This is a genomic window from Holdemanella porci, assembly GCF_019052655.1.
Taxonomy (GTDB): Bacteria; Bacillota_I; Bacilli_A; order Erysipelotrichales; family Erysipelotrichaceae; genus Holdemanella; species Holdemanella hominis.
Genome location: NZ_JAHQVB010000026.1, coordinates 1 through 18,645, shown reverse-complemented (window position 1 = coordinate 18,645; position 18,645 = coordinate 1). Strand labels below are relative to the sequence as shown.

The window sequence follows — 18,645 nt, the reverse complement described above, 5'->3', positions numbered from 1 at the left end:
TGCTTTACCTCGATTTTTTTATTAATAAAATAATACTACCAATAATACTGTACATTAAACCTACAATCACAAATAAAGGCGTAGTATGTAACCAGCCATCAATATTATAACCGATAAGCCCAAATATGAGCATGCTTGTGCATAACATTCCCGAAAAAGCATAAGGTTTCATCAATTACTTCGTACCGAAAATACGATCTCCAGCATCTCCTAAACCTGGAACAATATATCCATGTTCATTTAAATGGTCATCTAGTGAAGCTAAGTAAATATCTACATCTGGATGTGCTTTTTCAACTGTTTTAACACCTTCAGGTGCACCAACCAAACAAACCAACTTCACATTTGTAGCTCCTTGCTTCTTAACCATATCGATTGCTGCTACACTTGAACCACCAGTTGCGAGCATTGGATCCACAACGATTGTGATCGCATCTTCTAAGTTCTTTGGATATTTTTCAAAATAAGTATGTGGCTCTAGCGTTTCTTCATCACGATACATACCAACATGCGCAATCTTTGCGGTTGGAATCAAATCCTGAATTCCATTTACCATACCTAGTCCAGCACGTAAAATTGGCACAATCACAACTTTTTTAGCCAATTCATAACCTGTGTACTGACAAATTGGTGTTTCGATTTCAATTGGTTTCAAAGGCAAATCACGAGTGATTTCATAAACCATTAATCCTCCAATTTCATCTAAGTTTTGACGAAAATCTTTCGTTCCCGTTTCTTTTTTTCGCATAACTGTTAATTTATGCTTAATCAACGGATGATCAATAACTTTTAACATTTAAATTACCTACCTTTATAGTCATAATTATACCATCCTTGTCCATAATAGAAAACACTGAAAGAAATGGAATACTCCAAAACTTCCAGTGTTATAGTATATGAATATTCTGTTTTTTATCATTAAACAATTCTAATCAATTGTCAAAACTTCAAACTGCTTTGCCGCTCTTACATCAATTCCAGAAGGATGTAAGTCCTTTCGTAATAGTACATTCGAAAATGTATCCAATGCTAGATCTTGCGTATTCGCCTCTTCACTCAAATGCGCAAGAACAATATTTTTTGTCTTCGCATTGATCAAGGAAGTTAAATTTAAACTTGAATCTTCATTATTCAAATGCCCATTATCACTCAAAATACGCTGTTTTAAAAACATCGGACGCTTTGTACGCATCAAACGATCCACATCGTGATTGCTTTCAAAGATATAATGGTCTGCATTCGCAATATACGGTTTAATTTGATTGGGTACATAACCTGTATCCGTTACATACACAAGCTTTTCTTTATCCGACTCTACCACAAAACCAATTGTATGTGGCGAATCATGAGACAAACCTAGAAATTGAATGCTCAAATCTTTGATAATCAACTTTTGATTCGGTACTACATCATGTTTATCTAACGCATCCTTTAAATCACAATAAGAATACACATCCAAATGCTTAAAATGCTTTAACTGCGAAACATGATCCGAATGAGCATGACTAATCAAAACACCATTTGTATCATCAACACAAGCTCCAACCTTTTTAAAGCTTTCCATCAAATACTTTTTTGTTGAACCACAATCAATCAACAATTGCGTATCTTCATGACGAATCAAACAACTGTTGCCTTTTGAGCCGCTACACAATAAATCAATGCGCATAAATATCATCTCCAGAGGCTTCTAAATTTGTAAAACGAGATATATTCTTTTCAAAAGCCAATTGAATCTTTCCAATACCGCCATTACGATGTTTTGCCAAAGATAAATCAACAACTTCTGTTTCTTCTTGTGATTCCTTATCTTTATCATAATAATTACTACGATATAGAAACATTACGATATCGGCATCCTGCTCGATTGATCCAGACTCACGTAAATCAGACAATTGCGGTTCATGATCCGTTCTTTCTTCAACCTTACGAGAAAGCTGAGAAAGTGCAATAACTGGACATTCCATTTCTTTTGCCAAAATCTTTAAATTACGCGAAATATCACTAACCTCTTGTTGACGAGAATCTGCGCGTGTTCCCGTAATCAGCTGCAAGTAGTCAATTACAACTAAAGAAATAGAGCCATTTTCACTCTTTAATTTACGACACTTCGAGAAAATCTGAGATACCTTGATACTACTTGTGTCATCAATATAAATCTTTCTTTCACTCAAATGTGAACCTGCCTCATATAAACGAGACATTTCCTCATTTGTCAATTTACCACTACGAAGCTTATCCGAATATACCTGAGATTCCGAACTCATTAAACGCTTCATCATCGAATCACTAGGCATTTCCAGTGAAAATATCGCAACAGCTCCTTCATTACGTTTCGCAACTTGAGCTGCAAAATTTAAAGCCAAGGCACTCTTTCCCATGGCAGGACGAGCTGCAAGAATAATTAAATCACCACGCTGAAAACCATTCGTCATACGATCCAATAAGACATAACCCGTTTCAATTCCAGTTACACCTTTCATCATACGAAGCTCTTTTAATTCATTAATGACACGAGTAACGATTTCTTCACTTGATTCAAATTCGCTTCCCCTACGATGTCTAGTTACATCCATAACTAAGCGTTCCGCATCATCTAAAACTGTATCAATATCTTCGCCAGATGAATAGCCTTCTTCACTAATTTTATCCGCAACATAAATCAACCTTCTTAGCTGCGCCTTATTTTTGATCGTTTCAATATAAGATCTTGATGTTGCACTCGAAATAGCTGAGTCTGCCAAACGAATAATATAATCTGCTCCTTGACTAGACTCTAACTGATCTGTTTCCTGTAAACGATTGACCACCGTATTCATGTCAATAGGTTGGCCATTTTCATGAATTGTACAGATAGCCTGATAAATCTGCTGATGAGAAGGCAAATAAAATTCTTCTACATGTAGATCGAGTTCCTGACAATCTTGAATGACTTTAGGATATACCATCAAAGAGCCAAGCACTGATTGTTCTAAGGAAACTGCGTTAGGCATTTCACGCGACATATTATGCCTTTTCACTTACATGAACAACAATTTCACCAATCACTTGTCCACGATATAAATCCACAGGAACACGAGTCACCCCTAAAGATGCGATAGATTGTTCCAATTGAAGTTTTCTTTTATCAACACGAATCCCTTTTTTAGATAAAGCTTCCACAATTTGTTTACTAGAAACAGAACCAAAAGTAGCTCCATTTTTACCTGTACTCAAAGTAAACTCTAAAGTAATACCCTTTAAAGTTTCACTCAAAGCTTCAGCTTCTTTTTTTAACTCAGCCTCGTGTTCAGCTCTTTCTTCCATTTGTTTATCTAAAACTTTGGCAGAACCCTTTGTATACGCAATCGCCGATTTATTCTTAAATAAGAAATTTCTTGCGTAGCCATCACTTACCTCAACTACATCATCTTTCTTTCCTAATTTACGAATATCTTTAAGCAATATTACCTTCATTTTTAAGTTCCTCCTCTATACAATTTAAGATCATATCCTTCATCTGTTGCACGGATACACCTTCTCTTTCGACAGCAGCCGCACTAAAGTGGCCGCCACCATTTAATTTTTCCATAATTTTTTGAACATTATAAGACCCATCACTACGAGCACTTATCGCAACGGCATTCGGATTTGTCTTTACCTTTGCGATGGTAAAACTAGCAACACAGCCTTTAATCAATAATAAAGCTTGTGAAACCTGAGCCATCATCGTCTTATCTAATGTTTCATCATCAATCGCTGCAATCATAAAATGATTGTAATAAGGCTTTGCCTGCTGAATCAATGCATTCTTCATAGAGAAATACAAATAGTCTTCACACAAAGCTTTTTCAGCACGACTTGTATTAGCTCCCCAATTTTGTAAGGCAGCTGCTGCTTCAAACGTACGGGCATCCGTATGCATTTTAAAACGATTTGTATCCACTAAAATACCCAAATACATAATCGTCGCTTCCATTTCATAAATAGGAATATGATTTGGAATATTTTGAAGCAATTCAACAATTAATTCACACGCTGAACTTGCACTGCTTTCAACATATGTCAACAAAGTATTCTTAACAAACGCATCACTACGTCTATGATGATCAATCACAAGAATACGATTGCATCGATCCACAAATTCTTTGACACTTGATATTGCAGGAATACCATGATCAGCCATAATCAATAAATCTTTATTATAATCTATAGAATCCATCGCCTCATCTGGAGTAATCAAAGTATGTCTTTCTTGAATGACAGTAACAAATGAATTCATCATTTCTTGAAGCTGCTCATCTCTAGGAACATCCTTTAAAACAATAAATACTTCCTTGCCTAACGCATGTACCCAGCTAGATAAAGCTAGACATGCTCCCATACAGTCAAAATCACTCATAACATGTCCTGCAATATAGACACGATTCGATTCCATAATAGCTTCTTGAATAGATTGTGCCATAATGCGTACACGAACTTTAGAACGTGTTGAACTTGTTTCGGAGTTTCCACCCACAAATTGAACCGTTCCTCCACTTGAACGAATAGCCGCCTGATCTCCACCACGACTTTGTGCAAGTTCAATCAATTCATTGACCATATCATCTAGTACCGTAAAATCATTTGATCCATACGCAAAAGCCATACTTAACGTAATTGAAACATCTAATTTATTTGCCTCATCCTTAATAAGTTGTAAAATAGTAAAATTCTGTTTCCGCACTTCCGTTAAGATTTCTTTATTCAAAATCACCAAAAAACGATCTGAACGTAAACGTCTAACAAACATCTTATTATCTTTAGCCCACGTTACTAAAGCAGCTCTTAAATGTGTATTGATTTGGGCCATGATTTCTTCATTTTCATAAGACTGATATTCCATATAGTTATCTAACTGCAATAACCCAATCACTATTTCATTGTCTAAATACTGCTGACGCATATTATAGTAATCTGTAATATCCTTCACATATAAAATTTGAGCATCTCTTTTTCTCGTGATTTCGTAAATTCGACCTTCCGATTTTCCAATAACCATATCCACATTGTCATCAAACAAAGTACGAATATTACTGATCCAGCTGGTTAATTTACTATTAGTCAACGTAATACCCTTCTCTTTAAAGAAAGGCGAAGCCCAAGTTACAATGTATTCTTCGTTATAAGTTAAGATACCCACATTTCCAAAATTCAAAGCATCTTTGGCATCTTTACCTAAAACTCTTGAAATATCTACTTCCGTCTTCATTCCATGTTCTTTTAAAGATTTCCAAAAGCCAAAGAAAGCATAGATAAAAACAATCCATACAACCAAAGCAGCAATCATATATATATATTCTTTCTTTAAAAACAACAGGATTGATAGTATAAGGCCCAAAGCTAGACCTGTAACGCATAGACTACGCCATTTTTCAAACTGTTTCATATAGAAAACCTCTATTCTTTTCGTAACTGTAAAAGACAGTCCAACTCTCCCATAAACATCCACAATAAATTAAGTCCAGGCACAAACGCACCAAAAATAGAAAGAAATGACCATTTCTTCTTTTGGTATTTGACACATAAACTCATAAAATAAACAACTCCAAAATATAATAACAAGGTACAATCCAAAAAGAAAATAACTTGTGCTAAATCAACGATCCCCGTTGGACATTCTATCACATTTTGAACAAAAAAGAACGCAATCCACACCACAACAGAACCTATCCCTATCCATCTTGGGCTTTGTACCTTAGATAATGGTTGTGGCGGAATAATGTCCATATGCATACGTAAGCACACCATTAATGCTACTAAATGAATACATAACGCCTGTAATAGACCTAGTAATCCTATCATCAAGTATGTAAATACTTTTAAGCTTATACCAGGAATATATTGTGAAATCAAGCGGAAATCTTCATAAAAATCAATGCCAAACAAAGTACTCCACAATAGAATGATGCATAAATTAGCTATAATAGAAAGAATAAAACAAACAATAAAATTAGTCATATTCTTAGCATGCTTAAACACGCCCGCCCCATATATAAATCCAATTAATAATGAGGTCCAACTATAAAACCAGGTTGTAAAGCCACCAAAAAACATCGTCATCAAACCCATGCATATGGTAACCAATGCACCCATTTTAACACCACTCATGACTGTATAAATAAGTACAGGAAATGCAAAAATCCAAGAAGCACTGGATTCAATCATCAATGCACTCTGTTGATTTAAAAATAATAAAGCTCCATAAATAGCGCAAACCATCGCACCTGTAGTAATTTGTTTCGTTTTTATCATACGACTATTATATAAAATAAAAAAAAAGACTTCAATATATGAAGTCTAATTAGTCAACCACGTAAGGTAACAAAGCCATTTGACGAGCACGTTTAATAGCTGTTGCTAACATTCTTTGGTATTTTGCACGAGTTCCAGTCACACGTCTAGGAATGATTTTCCCGTTAGCGTTGATGAAACGTTTTAATAATTCTACGTCTTTGTAGTCGATTTCCTTAATTTTGTTCTTAGTGAAGTAACAAACTTTTTTACGACCCATACGTTGTTTTTTAAATGCCATAAGTAAGTCCTTCCTTTCTAAAATGGTAGATCATCACTAGCAATATCTAGTGAATCATCTGCATTGAATGTTGATTCAAATGCGTTATTTGTATTCTGCACAGGATTTGAATATGGATTTTGATTATATCCATTCTGTACAGGAGCAGCATATGTATTTTGAGCAAAACCTTGATTCATTCCATAATCCTGGCTTGGAGCTGAATAACCTGATTGTGCATTTTTAGGTTCTAAGAATTGAACACTTTCTGCGACGACCTCTGTAACATATACCCTTTGTCCTTGTTGATTGTCATAAGAACGAGTTTGAATACGTCCTTCTAAACCAATCAATGAACCTTTGTGTAAATACTGTGTCATTAAATCAGCTGTTTTATTCCAAGCAACACAGTTAATAAAATCTGCATCTGGCTGTCCTTGTGTTGAAACACGACGACCAACTGCCATTGTGAATGAGCAAACACTTGTTCCACTTTGCGTTTTACGTAATTCAGGATCACGTGTCAAACGCCCAACTAATACTACTCGATTAATCATATTTATTTAACCTCGATTATTTTTCGCCTTCAGTTTTAACAACCATAACACGAATTACATTGTTGCTGATACGAGACAAACGTTGGAATTCGAAAACTCCTGCATTGTTTGCAGTTACATTGATAACTACATAGTGTCCCTTTTTCATGTGATCGATTTCATAAGCGAATTCTTTCACACCCCAGTCATCTACTTTGTCAATTGAACCACCGTTATCAGTGATTGTTGCATGTAAACGATCTGAAACTGTTTTGAACGCTGCATCATCTAAAGATGCATTCACAATGTACATAATTTCATATTTTTTCATGTGTACACCTCCCTTTGGTCTTTTTGGCTTCTTACGAAGCAGAGAACAGGCATAAACCTGCCTATTTATTATAACAAAAAAAGACTTTGCTTGTAAACCACAAAGTCTAATATTTTTTTAATTGATATTGAGCATTATAGTAAAGCTCATTATATTTTGTTCCTTCAAACACTTCTAGAACATCATTTAAACCTGAAATCAACTTATAATCATGAATATTTGACAGTGGAATCCACTTTGATTCTTCATTTTCGATTCCATTAAACACATTTGTTTTATATAAGAAAACAATATGTCTGCAATTATCACTCGAGATAAATTGTTTTGTTCCACACAAACATAACTGTTCAACATTTAAACCAGTTTTTTCTTTCACATCACGCATTGCTGATTGTACAAACGATTCACCAAGTTCAATATGACCGGTTGGTAATGTATATCCATTTGGATTTTTGCTATTTTGTACTAACACATTACCTTTTTCATCCTGAATCATAACCATATTTGTTAATTCGCAATATTCAGCTTGCTTATTCGCATTTAATCGTCTTCTTTCAAGTGCTAATTTACCATCCGCTACAATATTACGAATTTCTGTAGAAATATGACGTTCTGGGAAAGCCTTTGAAATATGTTTTTTTGCTTCTAAAGAAAAGTTTTCCAAACTGCTTTGGAATTCTTCTATACGTTCGGATAAATCAGGACGAGATAACATCCATTCTTGGAAAGCTTCTTGCGCCTCTTGAACACGCAATTGACTTTCTGCTTCGAAATCCTTTTTGAAAGCTTCCATTTGAACTTGCACTTTCTGGAATACTTGTTTGCGACGAAGTAAGGCAAGTACAGTAAATACACAGTCGATACCAAATCCAATTGTAAAAGCCGATAAAAAACTCATCAATGCCGTAAAAGGAATATCCATTACGATATCTTGAATTATAGGATGAATGATATAAATCACCACAATAGACATAATGCCAAATAAAGTGGAATTCAACAAACATACGCGTCCATTAATATTCATAAATCTTTCCGAATAATCCCACCATCTTGTTTTAAATAAAATTTCCATTACCCAACTTGTAATATATTCCAATGCACTCGTAATAATGACACCTAAAACAAACACAAGTATAGGATAATCTTTCACAAACAATAAAGGATATAAAACCAGTAAAGCACCTACTCCATAGATTGGGCAATACGGGCCATAAAAGAAGCCTCGGTTAATAAATTTCTTTGTGGGAATTCCACAATATAAATCTTCACAAACCCAACCTAAAAAGGCATACAAAATAAAGTAGGCATAGGCATATACAAATTCCATCATATACTTGCCTTCATTTCTTCACTTAACTTGGCATTTGCCAACATCAATCGAATACGATTTTCCTGATTTACCTTTGATGCACTTGGATCATAATCAATCGCAACAATATTCGCTTTCGGATATTCATCCTTAATCTTACGAACCATACCTTTGGCAACAATATGATTTGGCAGACAACCGAATGGCTGTGCACTAATCACATTGGTAACGCCAGATTTAATATGTGAAACAACTTCACCTGTTAAAAGCCAACCTTCACCCATTTTTACACCTGGATCAATAAATGCTTTTCCGTTATCAATGACTTCACTAAAATCGTCTGGTGCAATAAAAGTTCCATCTTTTTTAACTATATCTCTAAATGTTTTTTGCATACGCATAATCACATCTTTTACTATATTGTATATATAGTGATTTTTTTCGTGCATATGATAATACTCATAATCAATAATTGAATTTTCTACACAATATAGTGCAAAATCCATAACACCAGAAAGCACTGGTTCAAAGCCTTCTTCAATTAAATAATCTTCTAAGTGTTGATTTCCTAATGGAGAATATTTCATATAGATTTCTCCAACAATTCCAATACGAATCTTTATCTGACTACGATCTTGTGGAATTGTCTTAAATATTTCCAACATCTTTTTATAAATACGCTTTGATTGTTTATAAGCACCATGTTCAAACATTGGAATCAATTCATCAATAAACTGATTTACCGCCTTATCTGTGGCTCCTTTTTCAAGTTCATAAGGCTTCACCTGATTGCTTAACCACATTAAAGCATCACCATATAAAGCTCCATAAAGAATGCGAAGAATCAAAGGCATTGTAAATTCAACGCTACTGCCTTTTTCTAGACCATTCGCATTGGCAGATAAACAAGGAATGCGTTGCCATCCTTCCATAGCCAAAGCTTTTCTCAATAAAGAAAGATAATTACTTGCACGACACCCTCCTGCCGTTTGTGTAATAGCACAGGCTACATGATCTATATCATATTTTCCGCTTTTTAACGCATCAATCATCTGTCCAATAACCAACAACGCTGGATAACAAGTATCATTATGCACATGTGCTAAACCTTCTTCACGTACTTGCTCCCCTTCATTTGTCAAAACTTCTAATTTATATCCGCTTTTCGCAAAGACAGGTGTCAATAAGCGAAAGTGGATAGGAAGCATAGACGGAACTAAAATTGTATAATCCTTCTTCATATCTGAATTAAATAATGTATATTCTAAACTCAATTTTATGCTCCTTTCTGTTGGCCAATCGCCTCTTTCAACGAACGCAAACGAATTTTTGCTGCACCTAAATTATCAATTTCATCAATTTTGATTTGAGTATAAAATTTATTTCCATCCTTTAATATATCTCGAACCTCATCACTTGTAATGGCATCAATACCGCAGCCAAAGCTAACAAGTTGAATTAAATTCATATCTTTATTCTCAACTACATAATGTGCTGCTTGATAAAGTCTTGCATGATACGTCCATTGATTTAAAACATTCACTTTATGATTCTTTTGACGAGGGACACTTTCCTCACTAACAACCACAAAGCCAAGTTGTGTCAACAACTGATTCATTTGATGATTAATCAGTGGATCTAAATGATATGGGCGTCCACAAAGCACAATAATTGGATTATTGTTTTCACGTGCATACGCTACAGCTTTTCGATGTTCCTTTACTAATTGTTCATGGAATGCTTCATACTCATTTGTAGCTGCATTTTTCGCAATAATAATATCTTTTTCACTAAAATGAATACCCACCTTTTCAAAATGCATACGAATGGCCTTCGCAAAAGTCGCATCATGATCAAAATTAATAAATGGATATACAATTTTTGCCTTATCAAAATCCATATTGGCCGCAATCACTTCTGGATAGTAGGCAACCAATGGACAATTATAATGGTTATCCGATTGATGTTCATCTACATTATAGGTCATACATGGATAGAAAATTACATCCACACCTTTATCAATCAATTGTTGAATATGTCCGTGCACAACTTTAGCAGGAAAACATGCCGTATCACTAGGAATGCTTTGTTGTCCTGAATGATACATTTCTTTAGTACTAGGTGTTGACCACACAATTTCGTAGCCTAAACTATCAAAGAAACGCGTCCAGAAAGGCAATAAGTCATAGTTATTTAAAACTAAAGGCATACCAATTTTTTTATCATGTTTAATTTTTTTCTTTTGTGCATTCAACATGTCCGTTTTGATTTTGTATAAGTCTGGTAATTCTTCCTTTTTTATATCTAAATTATGAACCATCTTTTCACATTTGTTTCCCGCAACTAAGCGCGTTCCATCATTGAATGTATTAATTGTCAATGAACAATGGTTGTTGCAGCCTTGGCAAGCAACAGATTGTGATTTATGCGTAAATTTAACAAGTTGTTCATAATTCAAAATATTGCTTCTTGTTCGATGTAATTTTTTCGCATATAAAGCTGCTCCATAAGCCCCCATTAAAGGTGCAATGCTTGGTCGAATGACTTCAAGTCCAAGTTCTTGTTCAAAACAACGAAGTACAGAATCATTTTGGAAAGTTCCACCTTGCACAACGATATGCTTTCCAATATCGTTCTTATTTTTTGCACGAATAACTTTATATAACGCATTCTTTACAACAGATTTACAAAGTCCAGCCGAAATATCTTCAATACTTGCCCCATTCTTTTGAGCTTGTTTAACCCCTGAATTCATAAACACTGTACAACGAGTTCCTAAATCAACAGGGTGTTTCGATTTTAATCCAAGTGTCGCAAATTCTTTCGCATCATACCCCAATGATTTTGCGAACGTTTCAATAAATGAACCACATCCACTTGAACAAGCTTCATTCAATACAATATCATCAATGTGTCCATCACGAATTTTAAAACACTTAATATCCTGCCCACCAATATCTAGAATGTAGTCTACTTCCGGATTGAAAGATCGAGCAGCTGTATAGTGTGCCATTGTTTCAACGATTCCACCATCCAAATGGAAAGCATGACGCATTAATTCTTCACCATAACCTGTCGCATAGGATCCATAGATTTTAATATTTGGATTTGTTTCATAAATTTTCTTTAAATCTTCTAACACAACATCCAATGGATTTCCCTTATTTGATGTATAAGAATCATATAGAATCGCATCGTTTTCATCGAGTAAAACGAGTTTTGTGGTCGTTGAACCCGAATCAATTCCTAAATAAGCTTTACCTGAATAATTTTTTAAATCTGTGAACTTCGCATCATGTGATTTATGACGTTCAATAAATTTTTGATAGTCTTCGTCACTTTCAAACAAAGGTTTTGATTCAGTTAATTTAGCCGGTGCATGCACCAAATCTTCTAAAGCCTTATACAATTCATCATATGTATATTCTTGATCTGCACAAATGGCAGTTCCTAAAGCTACAAAGTTAATGGCTGTGTCAGGACAATTCACTTGTACATCACTTAATTTTAAAGTTTCAACAAATCGATTTCTTAATCCACTCATAAAGTAAAGTGGTCCGCCTAAAAACAGAATGTTTCCTTCAATTTTTCTTCCCTGTGCTAGTGAAGTAATGGTTTGATCCACTACCGCCTGGAAAATACTGGCACATAAATCACATTTATCCACACCTTGATTGATCAATGGCTGAATATCTGTTTTCGCAAACACACCACAGCGAGATGCGATGGGATATAAACGATGATAGTTTAAACTAGCTTCATTCATTTCTTCCAAAGACATATTTAATAAGGTAGCCATTTGATCAATAAAAGCTCCTGTTCCCCCAGCACAAGTTGAATTCATTCTTTGTTCTACACTTCCTTGAAAGAAAAGAATTTTCGCATCTTCTCCACCAAGTTCAATAGCACAATCTGTTTCCGGGTATAATTTACTAACTCCAGTCGCACTCGCAAATACTTCTTGAACAAAAGGTAATTCTCCTTGTTCGCTTAATCCTAAAGCCCCTGATCCGCTGATTGCGAATTTAAATGGTTCTTTTGTATATTTCTTTAATTCTACTAATTTATCTAAAGCTTTTTGACGCACTTGCGCCTTGTGCCTTTCATAACTTTTATAACAGATTTGGTTATTTTCATCTAAAACAACTGCTTTGATTGTTGTACTTCCAATGTCGAATCCTATACGATAACCCATAATCTCCTCCATTTTCTTTTATTATCAGTATTATTATACTCATTTTTCATTAATTTTCATGTGTTCAAATGAAAATAACAACAACTTACAAAATATGTTCAGTTTGTTGTAGATTATTCGAGACAAAACATATATCATTGAATTAACGAATAGTTAACATGTTCAATACATGGGATTGTTATAATTATTTTTGGAAAGTTGGTAAATCAAATGAAAAACAAATTAACAAAACTTGAATTCAAGTGGATTTGTTACGACATGGGAAACTCTGCCTTTATTTTATTAGTCGCGACAATTCTTCCTATCTATTTTAATTATCTTTCAAGCTCACAAGGTGTAGCCGAACACAACTACCTAAGTTATTGGAGCTATGCAGCAAGTCTTTCAACATTAATTGTTGCACTTGCTGGTCCAATTCTTGGAACACTGGCTGACTATAAAGATCACAAGAAAAAAATCTTCTTAACTTGTGCAATGCTAGGTGCATTAGCATTAGCTTGTTTCTGGATCCCAAGTTCTTGGCTTGCATTTCTAGTCCTATTTATTGCTGCCAAAGTTGCCTATTCTTTATCTTTGATCGTATATGATTCAATGCTTACAGACATTACTACAGAAGAAAGAATGGATGCCGTAAGTTCAAAAGGATATGCTTGGGGGTATATCGCTAGTGTTGTTCCTTTTATTATTAGTTTAATCTTTGTATTAATGTATGACAAAATAGGAATGACATTAAAGACAGCCATGATGATCGCATTTATATTAAATGCGGTATGGTGGATAGCATCTACACTTCCTTTAGTAAAAAGCTACAAACAAAAATACTATATTGAACCAGAAGCACATCCTGCTTTAGATACGTTTGCTCGTTTAAAAGACACTTTAATGAAAGCAAAAGAACAAAAGAAAGTCTTCTTATTCTTATTTGCATTCTTCTTCTATATTGATGGTGTTTATACAATTATTGATATGGCTACCGCCTACGGAACAAGTTTAGGATTAAATACAACTGGTCTTCTATTAGCCCTATTATTGACTCAAATTGTTGCCTTCCCTGCAAGTTTAACATTCGCTGTATTATCCAAAACAAAAGATACTGCTTCATTGATTAAGGTTGCGATCATCGCATACTTCTTAATAGCTTTATTTGCCGTACAATTGGATAAACAATGGGAATTCTGGGTATTAGCGGTTGCGGTTGGATGTTTCCAAGGTGGTATTCAAGCTTTATCTAGATCATACTTCGCAAAAATCATTCCAGAAAATGCCAGTGGTGAATACTTCGGACTATTTGATATCTGTGGTAAAGGCGCTAGCTTTTTAGGAACTATGTTGATTGGTGTTGTAACACAGATTACGGGTAAACAAAACATAGGTGTTGCCGCTCTCTCCATCATGTTTGTGATTGGATACCTAATTTTTAATAAAGTATCTAAAATGGACGACTAAAAAAGATTGTACAAGTAACGTACAATCTTTTTATTTATCTAATTTCATGACCATTCTTACAATTCCATACAATGCTGCATATAAGACGGCAGCAACAGGCCAAATCATATAGGTGATATCCCATTGTTTTGTCCATAAGCTCCAACCAAGATAAACAGCTGTTACAAGACACCAATATACACCTGTGAATGTTTTAGTTTTCTTCTTTGCACGCTTTTCTTTTTTCGTATAATCACCTTCTTGCAGCAATGTTTCATAGCTACTTTTTATTGTGGAAACACGAATTAGAATATTCACGCCAACGGAAACCAAAATTAATAATACAGCTAAACATAATGTACACACATAATCAGATGCTTCCATGCAACCTACAATGATCAATGGGACTACAGATAAAATACACAAAACAACACCGCATGCTAGACAGAAAGAATAATGTTCTTGATAGTTTTGATTCTTTTCTTTGACAAGTCCTGTTACACCATATTCTGTTTCAAAAGGTTCTTGTTCTAAATATTGTAAAGAACTCAATTTAATTCCTGTTTTAATGAAGATAAATACTGCAAGTGCAACCATACCTAATAATATGGCACATGCAATTCCAATGGCTAAGCCATCATTGAAAGTTGAAATCAGAAACAAAGGAATTGGACTTAAGATACATAATGTTGTCGCATTCGCAAGCATAGGTGCTGCTTTTTTCTTTTCATCCATATATGTATTCGCCTCTTCCATACTTACACGATGTAATTCACAATCTGTATCGCATATTGTCTCTGTATTTTCTTTTTCAACTTCATCTTTTAACAAGTAATCTGTGCTCACTCCAAATAAGTCAGCTAACTGAATAATCTTTTTTAAATCTGGAATTGCTCCTGCACTTTCCCATTTTGAAACCGACTGTCTAGATACGCCTAGTTTTTGTGCCAAATCTTCTTGTGTCCACCCATTCTTTTTTCTTTCTTCAATTATTTTATCAGCTAGAATCATTGTTCTTCCTCCTTAGCCAAAGTTTACTAAAATTTGCGGTTGCATTCCACCAACCTGGCTTGTCAATTTATCAATTTACAGTTGCATATACTAGAAAAGACTTGAATTCAAATCAAGTCTTTATCTATGCCACATATTTACTTAATATATGATTAAGCTTTTGTTCATCAATTGGTTTTGAGATCGAATCATTCATAATCGTTTGATTCATACTATATTCTGATTGCGCACTCATGGCGACAATTGGAATGGATGGATTGATTTTACGAATGCATTTAGCAGCTTCATCCCCATTCATTTTTGGCATCATAATATCCATCAAAATCAAAGAATACTTATTTGGTTGTTCCTTAACTTTTTCAACTGCTTCTAATCCATTCCATGCCTTATCTACATTGGCATGTACGGCATTTAAATAAAACTCTGCCACTTCCATATTGATTTCATTATCTTCTACTAAAAGAATTCTTTTATCCTTTAAATCCAATTTTGAAGTATCTTGTTTTGCGGTATTGGATGTATCCAATTGATAAGCAAGAATGACCTTAATTTGTGTACCTACACCCACTTCACTTTTGACTTCAATACTTCCGCCAAGCTTATCCACTAAGCCTTTCACAATCGACATACCTAAACCAGTTCCTTCATATCTTGTTCTGGCATCTTGTTTAACTTGTGAAAACGGCGTAAACAAGTGATTCTCAATATAATCTTCACTCATACCAATTCCCGTATCTTTAATTTCAAATTCAAATGTAACTTTTGAATCATCGCTCGATATTTCTCTGACATACGTATCAATCGTGCCATTTGACTTATTGCACTTAATGGCATTCGTTAATAGGTTTACGAGAATTCTTCTAAGTTGTAATGCATCTCCAATTAAATGCGTATGGACTACATTCTCCATATGCTTGTGATATGTAATATTTTGAAGGGATACTTGGGCATCAATCAAACTATTCAATTCTTCAACCAATTCATTTAAGTGTTTTGTCAAAACTTCCATCTTATTTAAAGAATCATCCAACTTATCCATATCACCCCAGTTTTTACTTTTTCTTTTCTCTATCTTCTTTCTCATGAAATGCCGATGTATTTCTGAACAAAATAATAGCACGTACTATATTACGTTCCTTTTGAATATCTATATCATAAATAACATCTTCACTCATCAATATCATTTCTTGAATCCAGATCACACCTTGATGTGGTATTTGAATCTGATATTCAACCGTAACATGTTTGTCCCCTGCTCTATATCAATTTAAAAGGCTTTGACTCGATTCAACAACGCTAAAGCTTCCCAAACAATCCTCTAACACATTCGCTTTTAATTGTTTAAAATATGCATTATAATCACATGGTAAATTTGGCTTTTTATCTGCACACATATAATTGTCGTAAATACCATCGATTTGATTCTGCGTTAAATTCACGGAGAAAATTAATTGTGCAATTGCCATCAAAGCTTCAATATAATGATCGTTTTCTAAAATAGATTGTTTCAACTGATCATAATAACGCATCAATTGTTGCTTCTCATCCATTTCAATTTTGTCATAATAAATTTTAAAACCTAACGCAAAATGATGCAGATGATTCTTTTCATCGCTATCTAAATAAACGGCTATAATTTTCCCTTTTAATTTTGTACGCTTAATTTGATGACAAAATGAAATTTCTAATACAGGATTTTCCTTTGTGAGACACTCATTTAAATAGTCAAGCTGTAACACATGACGATACTCTTCCTTCTTATTCTCTTCAAACAATTCATTTAGAATTTGCTCAACTGCACCCGAGTAGATGCCATCTTCTGCTAAGAAAAAGGAATAGCTAGCCCGTAAAGTAAAATATGCATCGATTTTGGCATCACAATAAATACAATCCGAAAAATTATATCCTTTATCTTTTAATTGTTGTATAACACGAAGAATCAAATCACGTTTTTCTGTAGCCTCATTGATTTTCGCCTGTTTTTTATCAATATACATATTTTTATCTGCCTGACAAAACAATTCGCGCATTGTTAATTTTGAAAAAATCATTTGAATACGCAAAACCAGCCGGATAACTTAATGGAATTTCTGAACATTTAGTACATTCTTTTTTGATATTTTCTAAATTTCTTTTTACGTCTTCCTTTGTCACATTTTTAAAGAAGGCAATAAATTCATCACCGCCACAGCGACCTACAAATTGATTTTCATCCACACCTTTACGAAGATTTTTCGCAAACGAATTGATATATAAATTACCTCTTTCGTGTCCTTGTTGATTGTCGATGATTCTAAGGTTATTTAAATCAAACACACAGATTGACATATTTTGTTCAGCTTCTAAAGTTAAAATCTCTTCACACTTATTTTTATTTGGCAATCCCGTTGCTTCATCTAAATAAACTTTGTTCTTTAACTCACGATTCACTCTGGCATAACGCAAAGCCTTGATAAGCTCATATAAAATCATAAAGATGAGGATTACAATATCAATGATTGTCAATGCTTCAAATTATCCTAAGCGTGTTGCGATTCTTTGTGCATATGTTTCCCTGTGGCCACATCACATAGAGAAAAGAAAGTTTCACTCTTTTGAATAATATTCGTATTCTCATATCCAACTTGTAGAACAAGATCAATTTCTTGTTTTAATGTATCAAAATACGCATCTAATTCTTCCATCTTGACCTGAAAAGCCTTATCATCTAAAGATACTAAATCTAGTACTTCACTGCCAAAACGAAGTCCTTTAATATATCTATCCACATCCGCAATCATTTCATCTGGAGGCATTCCTGCATCTTCCAATTAAATAATCCGCCGTGTTTTTCCACGTACTAATCCTGCATAATTGACAACACGAGCCATCCCTTGAATACGTGATGCCATCAAAATGATGATTAAAATCAGTATAATCAAAATACAGGCTGATGCCATCATTTAAAAACGTATTATTTTTGAGAAATGATTCATTTTCTTATTCTTCATACTATTATTGTATTAAGAAAATGAAATTATCACAAGAAAAGACTTTTTCTGCAAAAAAGTCACCCGTCTAAATGACGTGCCCGGTTCGTTTCCAGTCGTCCGGTAACATTTCAATATCTACTCCATCTTTCTGAATCATTCGGTATCCCGATCCATTCAGTCTTTATCGATGGAGTTTTTATTGTATGCTTTGTTTATAAATTCTTCAGAATTTCATCCATGATCTATGTACCTATCATCCAGTAAGATATCATAAACTTCTGGTTCTGATTATTTATCTTATTTAATTCACAAATCCCATGCCTCTTCGATTGAT

General features: G+C 34.2%; 19 protein-coding genes. 1 reads left to right on the top strand and 18 read right to left on the bottom strand.

The genetic code is table 11. From position 1 onward, the window contains the following. Nucleotides 1-4: 4 nt before the first annotated feature. From KTQ83_RS06350 to KTQ83_RS06290, 13 genes are all read right to left on the bottom strand, one after another. Nucleotides 5-148, bottom strand: coding sequence for an AtpZ/AtpI family protein (locus KTQ83_RS06350; RefSeq protein WP_227402493.1), 144 nt, complete (start codon nucleotides 146-148; stop codon nucleotides 5-7). Between the two features lie 27 nt (nucleotides 149-175). Continuing rightward, nucleotides 176-796 carry a uracil phosphoribosyltransferase gene (gene upp, locus KTQ83_RS06345; protein ID WP_117926269.1) on the bottom strand — a complete coding sequence of 207 codons (621 nt, stop codon included), beginning with the start codon at nucleotides 794-796 and terminating at the stop codon, nucleotides 176-178. Between the two features lie 132 nt (nucleotides 797-928). After that, on the bottom strand, nucleotides 929-1,669 hold the full coding sequence (locus KTQ83_RS06340; RefSeq protein ID WP_217256279.1) for an MBL fold metallo-hydrolase: 741 nt from the start codon (nucleotides 1,667-1,669) through the stop codon (nucleotides 929-931). Beyond that, nucleotides 1,659-2,993 (bottom strand): replicative DNA helicase, encoded by a 1,335-nt coding sequence (gene dnaB, locus KTQ83_RS06335; protein ID WP_418518565.1) that lies wholly within the window; start codon nucleotides 2,991-2,993, stop codon nucleotides 1,659-1,661. Before dnaB ends, KTQ83_RS06340 begins: the two co-directional genes overlap by 11 nt. A gap of 13 nt (nucleotides 2,994-3,006) precedes the next feature. Beyond that, nucleotides 3,007-3,456, bottom strand: a complete 450-nt coding sequence (rplI, locus tag KTQ83_RS06330) for a 50S ribosomal protein L9 (protein ID WP_117572076.1) — start codon at nucleotides 3,454-3,456, stop codon at nucleotides 3,007-3,009. Then, the gene (locus KTQ83_RS06325) at nucleotides 3,437-5,407 is read right to left on the bottom strand and encodes a GGDEF domain-containing protein (RefSeq protein ID WP_244975795.1); all 1,971 of its coding nucleotides are present in this window, start codon (nucleotides 5,405-5,407) and stop codon (nucleotides 3,437-3,439) included. Before KTQ83_RS06325 ends, rplI begins: the two co-directional genes overlap by 20 nt. Before the next feature lie 11 nt (nucleotides 5,408-5,418). After that, nucleotides 5,419-6,273, bottom strand: a complete 855-nt coding sequence (locus tag KTQ83_RS06320; RefSeq protein WP_217256277.1) for a YybS family protein — start codon at nucleotides 6,271-6,273, stop codon at nucleotides 5,419-5,421. A gap of 49 nt (nucleotides 6,274-6,322) precedes the next feature. Further along, a complete protein-coding gene (gene rpsR, locus KTQ83_RS06315) occupies nucleotides 6,323-6,553 on the bottom strand; it encodes a 30S ribosomal protein S18 (protein ID WP_003864783.1) in 231 nt (76 codons plus the stop codon). A 17-nt stretch (nucleotides 6,554-6,570) separates the two neighbouring features. After that, the gene (gene ssb / locus KTQ83_RS06310; protein ID WP_117926705.1) at nucleotides 6,571-7,089 is read right to left on the bottom strand and encodes a single-stranded DNA-binding protein; all 519 of its coding nucleotides are present in this window, start codon (nucleotides 7,087-7,089) and stop codon (nucleotides 6,571-6,573) included. Nucleotides 7,090-7,105: 16 nt separating this feature from the next. Continuing rightward, nucleotides 7,106-7,399: a 30S ribosomal protein S6 gene (gene rpsF / locus KTQ83_RS06305; RefSeq protein WP_117926704.1), complete on the bottom strand. Its 294-nt coding sequence runs from the start codon at nucleotides 7,397-7,399 to the stop codon at nucleotides 7,106-7,108. A gap of 106 nt (nucleotides 7,400-7,505) precedes the next feature. Beyond that, the gene (locus KTQ83_RS06300; protein ID WP_117926703.1) at nucleotides 7,506-8,729 is read right to left on the bottom strand and encodes a putative ABC transporter permease; all 1,224 of its coding nucleotides are present in this window, start codon (nucleotides 8,727-8,729) and stop codon (nucleotides 7,506-7,508) included. Beyond that, a complete protein-coding gene (locus tag KTQ83_RS12525; RefSeq protein ID WP_254242894.1) occupies nucleotides 8,726-9,982 on the bottom strand; it encodes a 2-hydroxyacyl-CoA dehydratase in 1,257 nt (418 codons plus the stop codon). Before KTQ83_RS12525 ends, KTQ83_RS06300 begins: the two co-directional genes overlap by 4 nt. 2 nt (nucleotides 9,983-9,984) lie before the next feature. Further along, entirely contained in the window at nucleotides 9,985-12,903 is a 2,919-nt protein-coding gene (locus KTQ83_RS06290) for an acyl-CoA dehydratase activase (RefSeq protein WP_254242893.1), read from the bottom strand. A gap of 210 nt (nucleotides 12,904-13,113) precedes the next feature. Between KTQ83_RS06290 and KTQ83_RS06285 the strand changes: the two genes are divergently transcribed. Beyond that, nucleotides 13,114-14,349, top strand: coding sequence for an MFS transporter (locus KTQ83_RS06285; protein ID WP_117926701.1), 1,236 nt, complete (start codon nucleotides 13,114-13,116; stop codon nucleotides 14,347-14,349). Between the two features lie 30 nt (nucleotides 14,350-14,379). Here the strand turns inward: KTQ83_RS06285 and KTQ83_RS06280 are convergent, their stop codons facing one another. The 5 genes from KTQ83_RS06280 to KTQ83_RS06260 all read right to left on the bottom strand — a co-directional run bounded on the left by KTQ83_RS06280 (nucleotide 14,380) and on the right by KTQ83_RS06260 (nucleotide 18,149). Continuing rightward, nucleotides 14,380-15,339 (bottom strand): helix-turn-helix domain-containing protein, encoded by a 960-nt coding sequence (locus tag KTQ83_RS06280; protein ID WP_217256275.1) that lies wholly within the window; start codon nucleotides 15,337-15,339, stop codon nucleotides 14,380-14,382. A gap of 124 nt (nucleotides 15,340-15,463) precedes the next feature. Beyond that, nucleotides 15,464-16,423 carry an ATP-binding protein gene (locus KTQ83_RS06275; protein ID WP_217256274.1) on the bottom strand — a complete coding sequence of 320 codons (960 nt, stop codon included), beginning with the start codon at nucleotides 16,421-16,423 and terminating at the stop codon, nucleotides 15,464-15,466. A gap of 178 nt (nucleotides 16,424-16,601) precedes the next feature. After that, a complete protein-coding gene (locus tag KTQ83_RS06270) occupies nucleotides 16,602-17,390 on the bottom strand; it encodes a hypothetical protein (RefSeq protein WP_217256273.1) in 789 nt (262 codons plus the stop codon). Beyond that, nucleotides 17,341-17,811, bottom strand: coding sequence for a GGDEF domain-containing protein (locus KTQ83_RS06265; protein ID WP_217256272.1), 471 nt, complete (start codon nucleotides 17,809-17,811; stop codon nucleotides 17,341-17,343). Before KTQ83_RS06265 ends, KTQ83_RS06270 begins: the two co-directional genes overlap by 50 nt. Nucleotides 17,812-17,858: 47 nt before the next feature. Continuing rightward, the gene (locus tag KTQ83_RS06260; protein ID WP_217256271.1) at nucleotides 17,859-18,149 is read right to left on the bottom strand and encodes a hypothetical protein; all 291 of its coding nucleotides are present in this window, start codon (nucleotides 18,147-18,149) and stop codon (nucleotides 17,859-17,861) included. Nucleotides 18,150-18,645 lie beyond the last annotated feature (496 nt).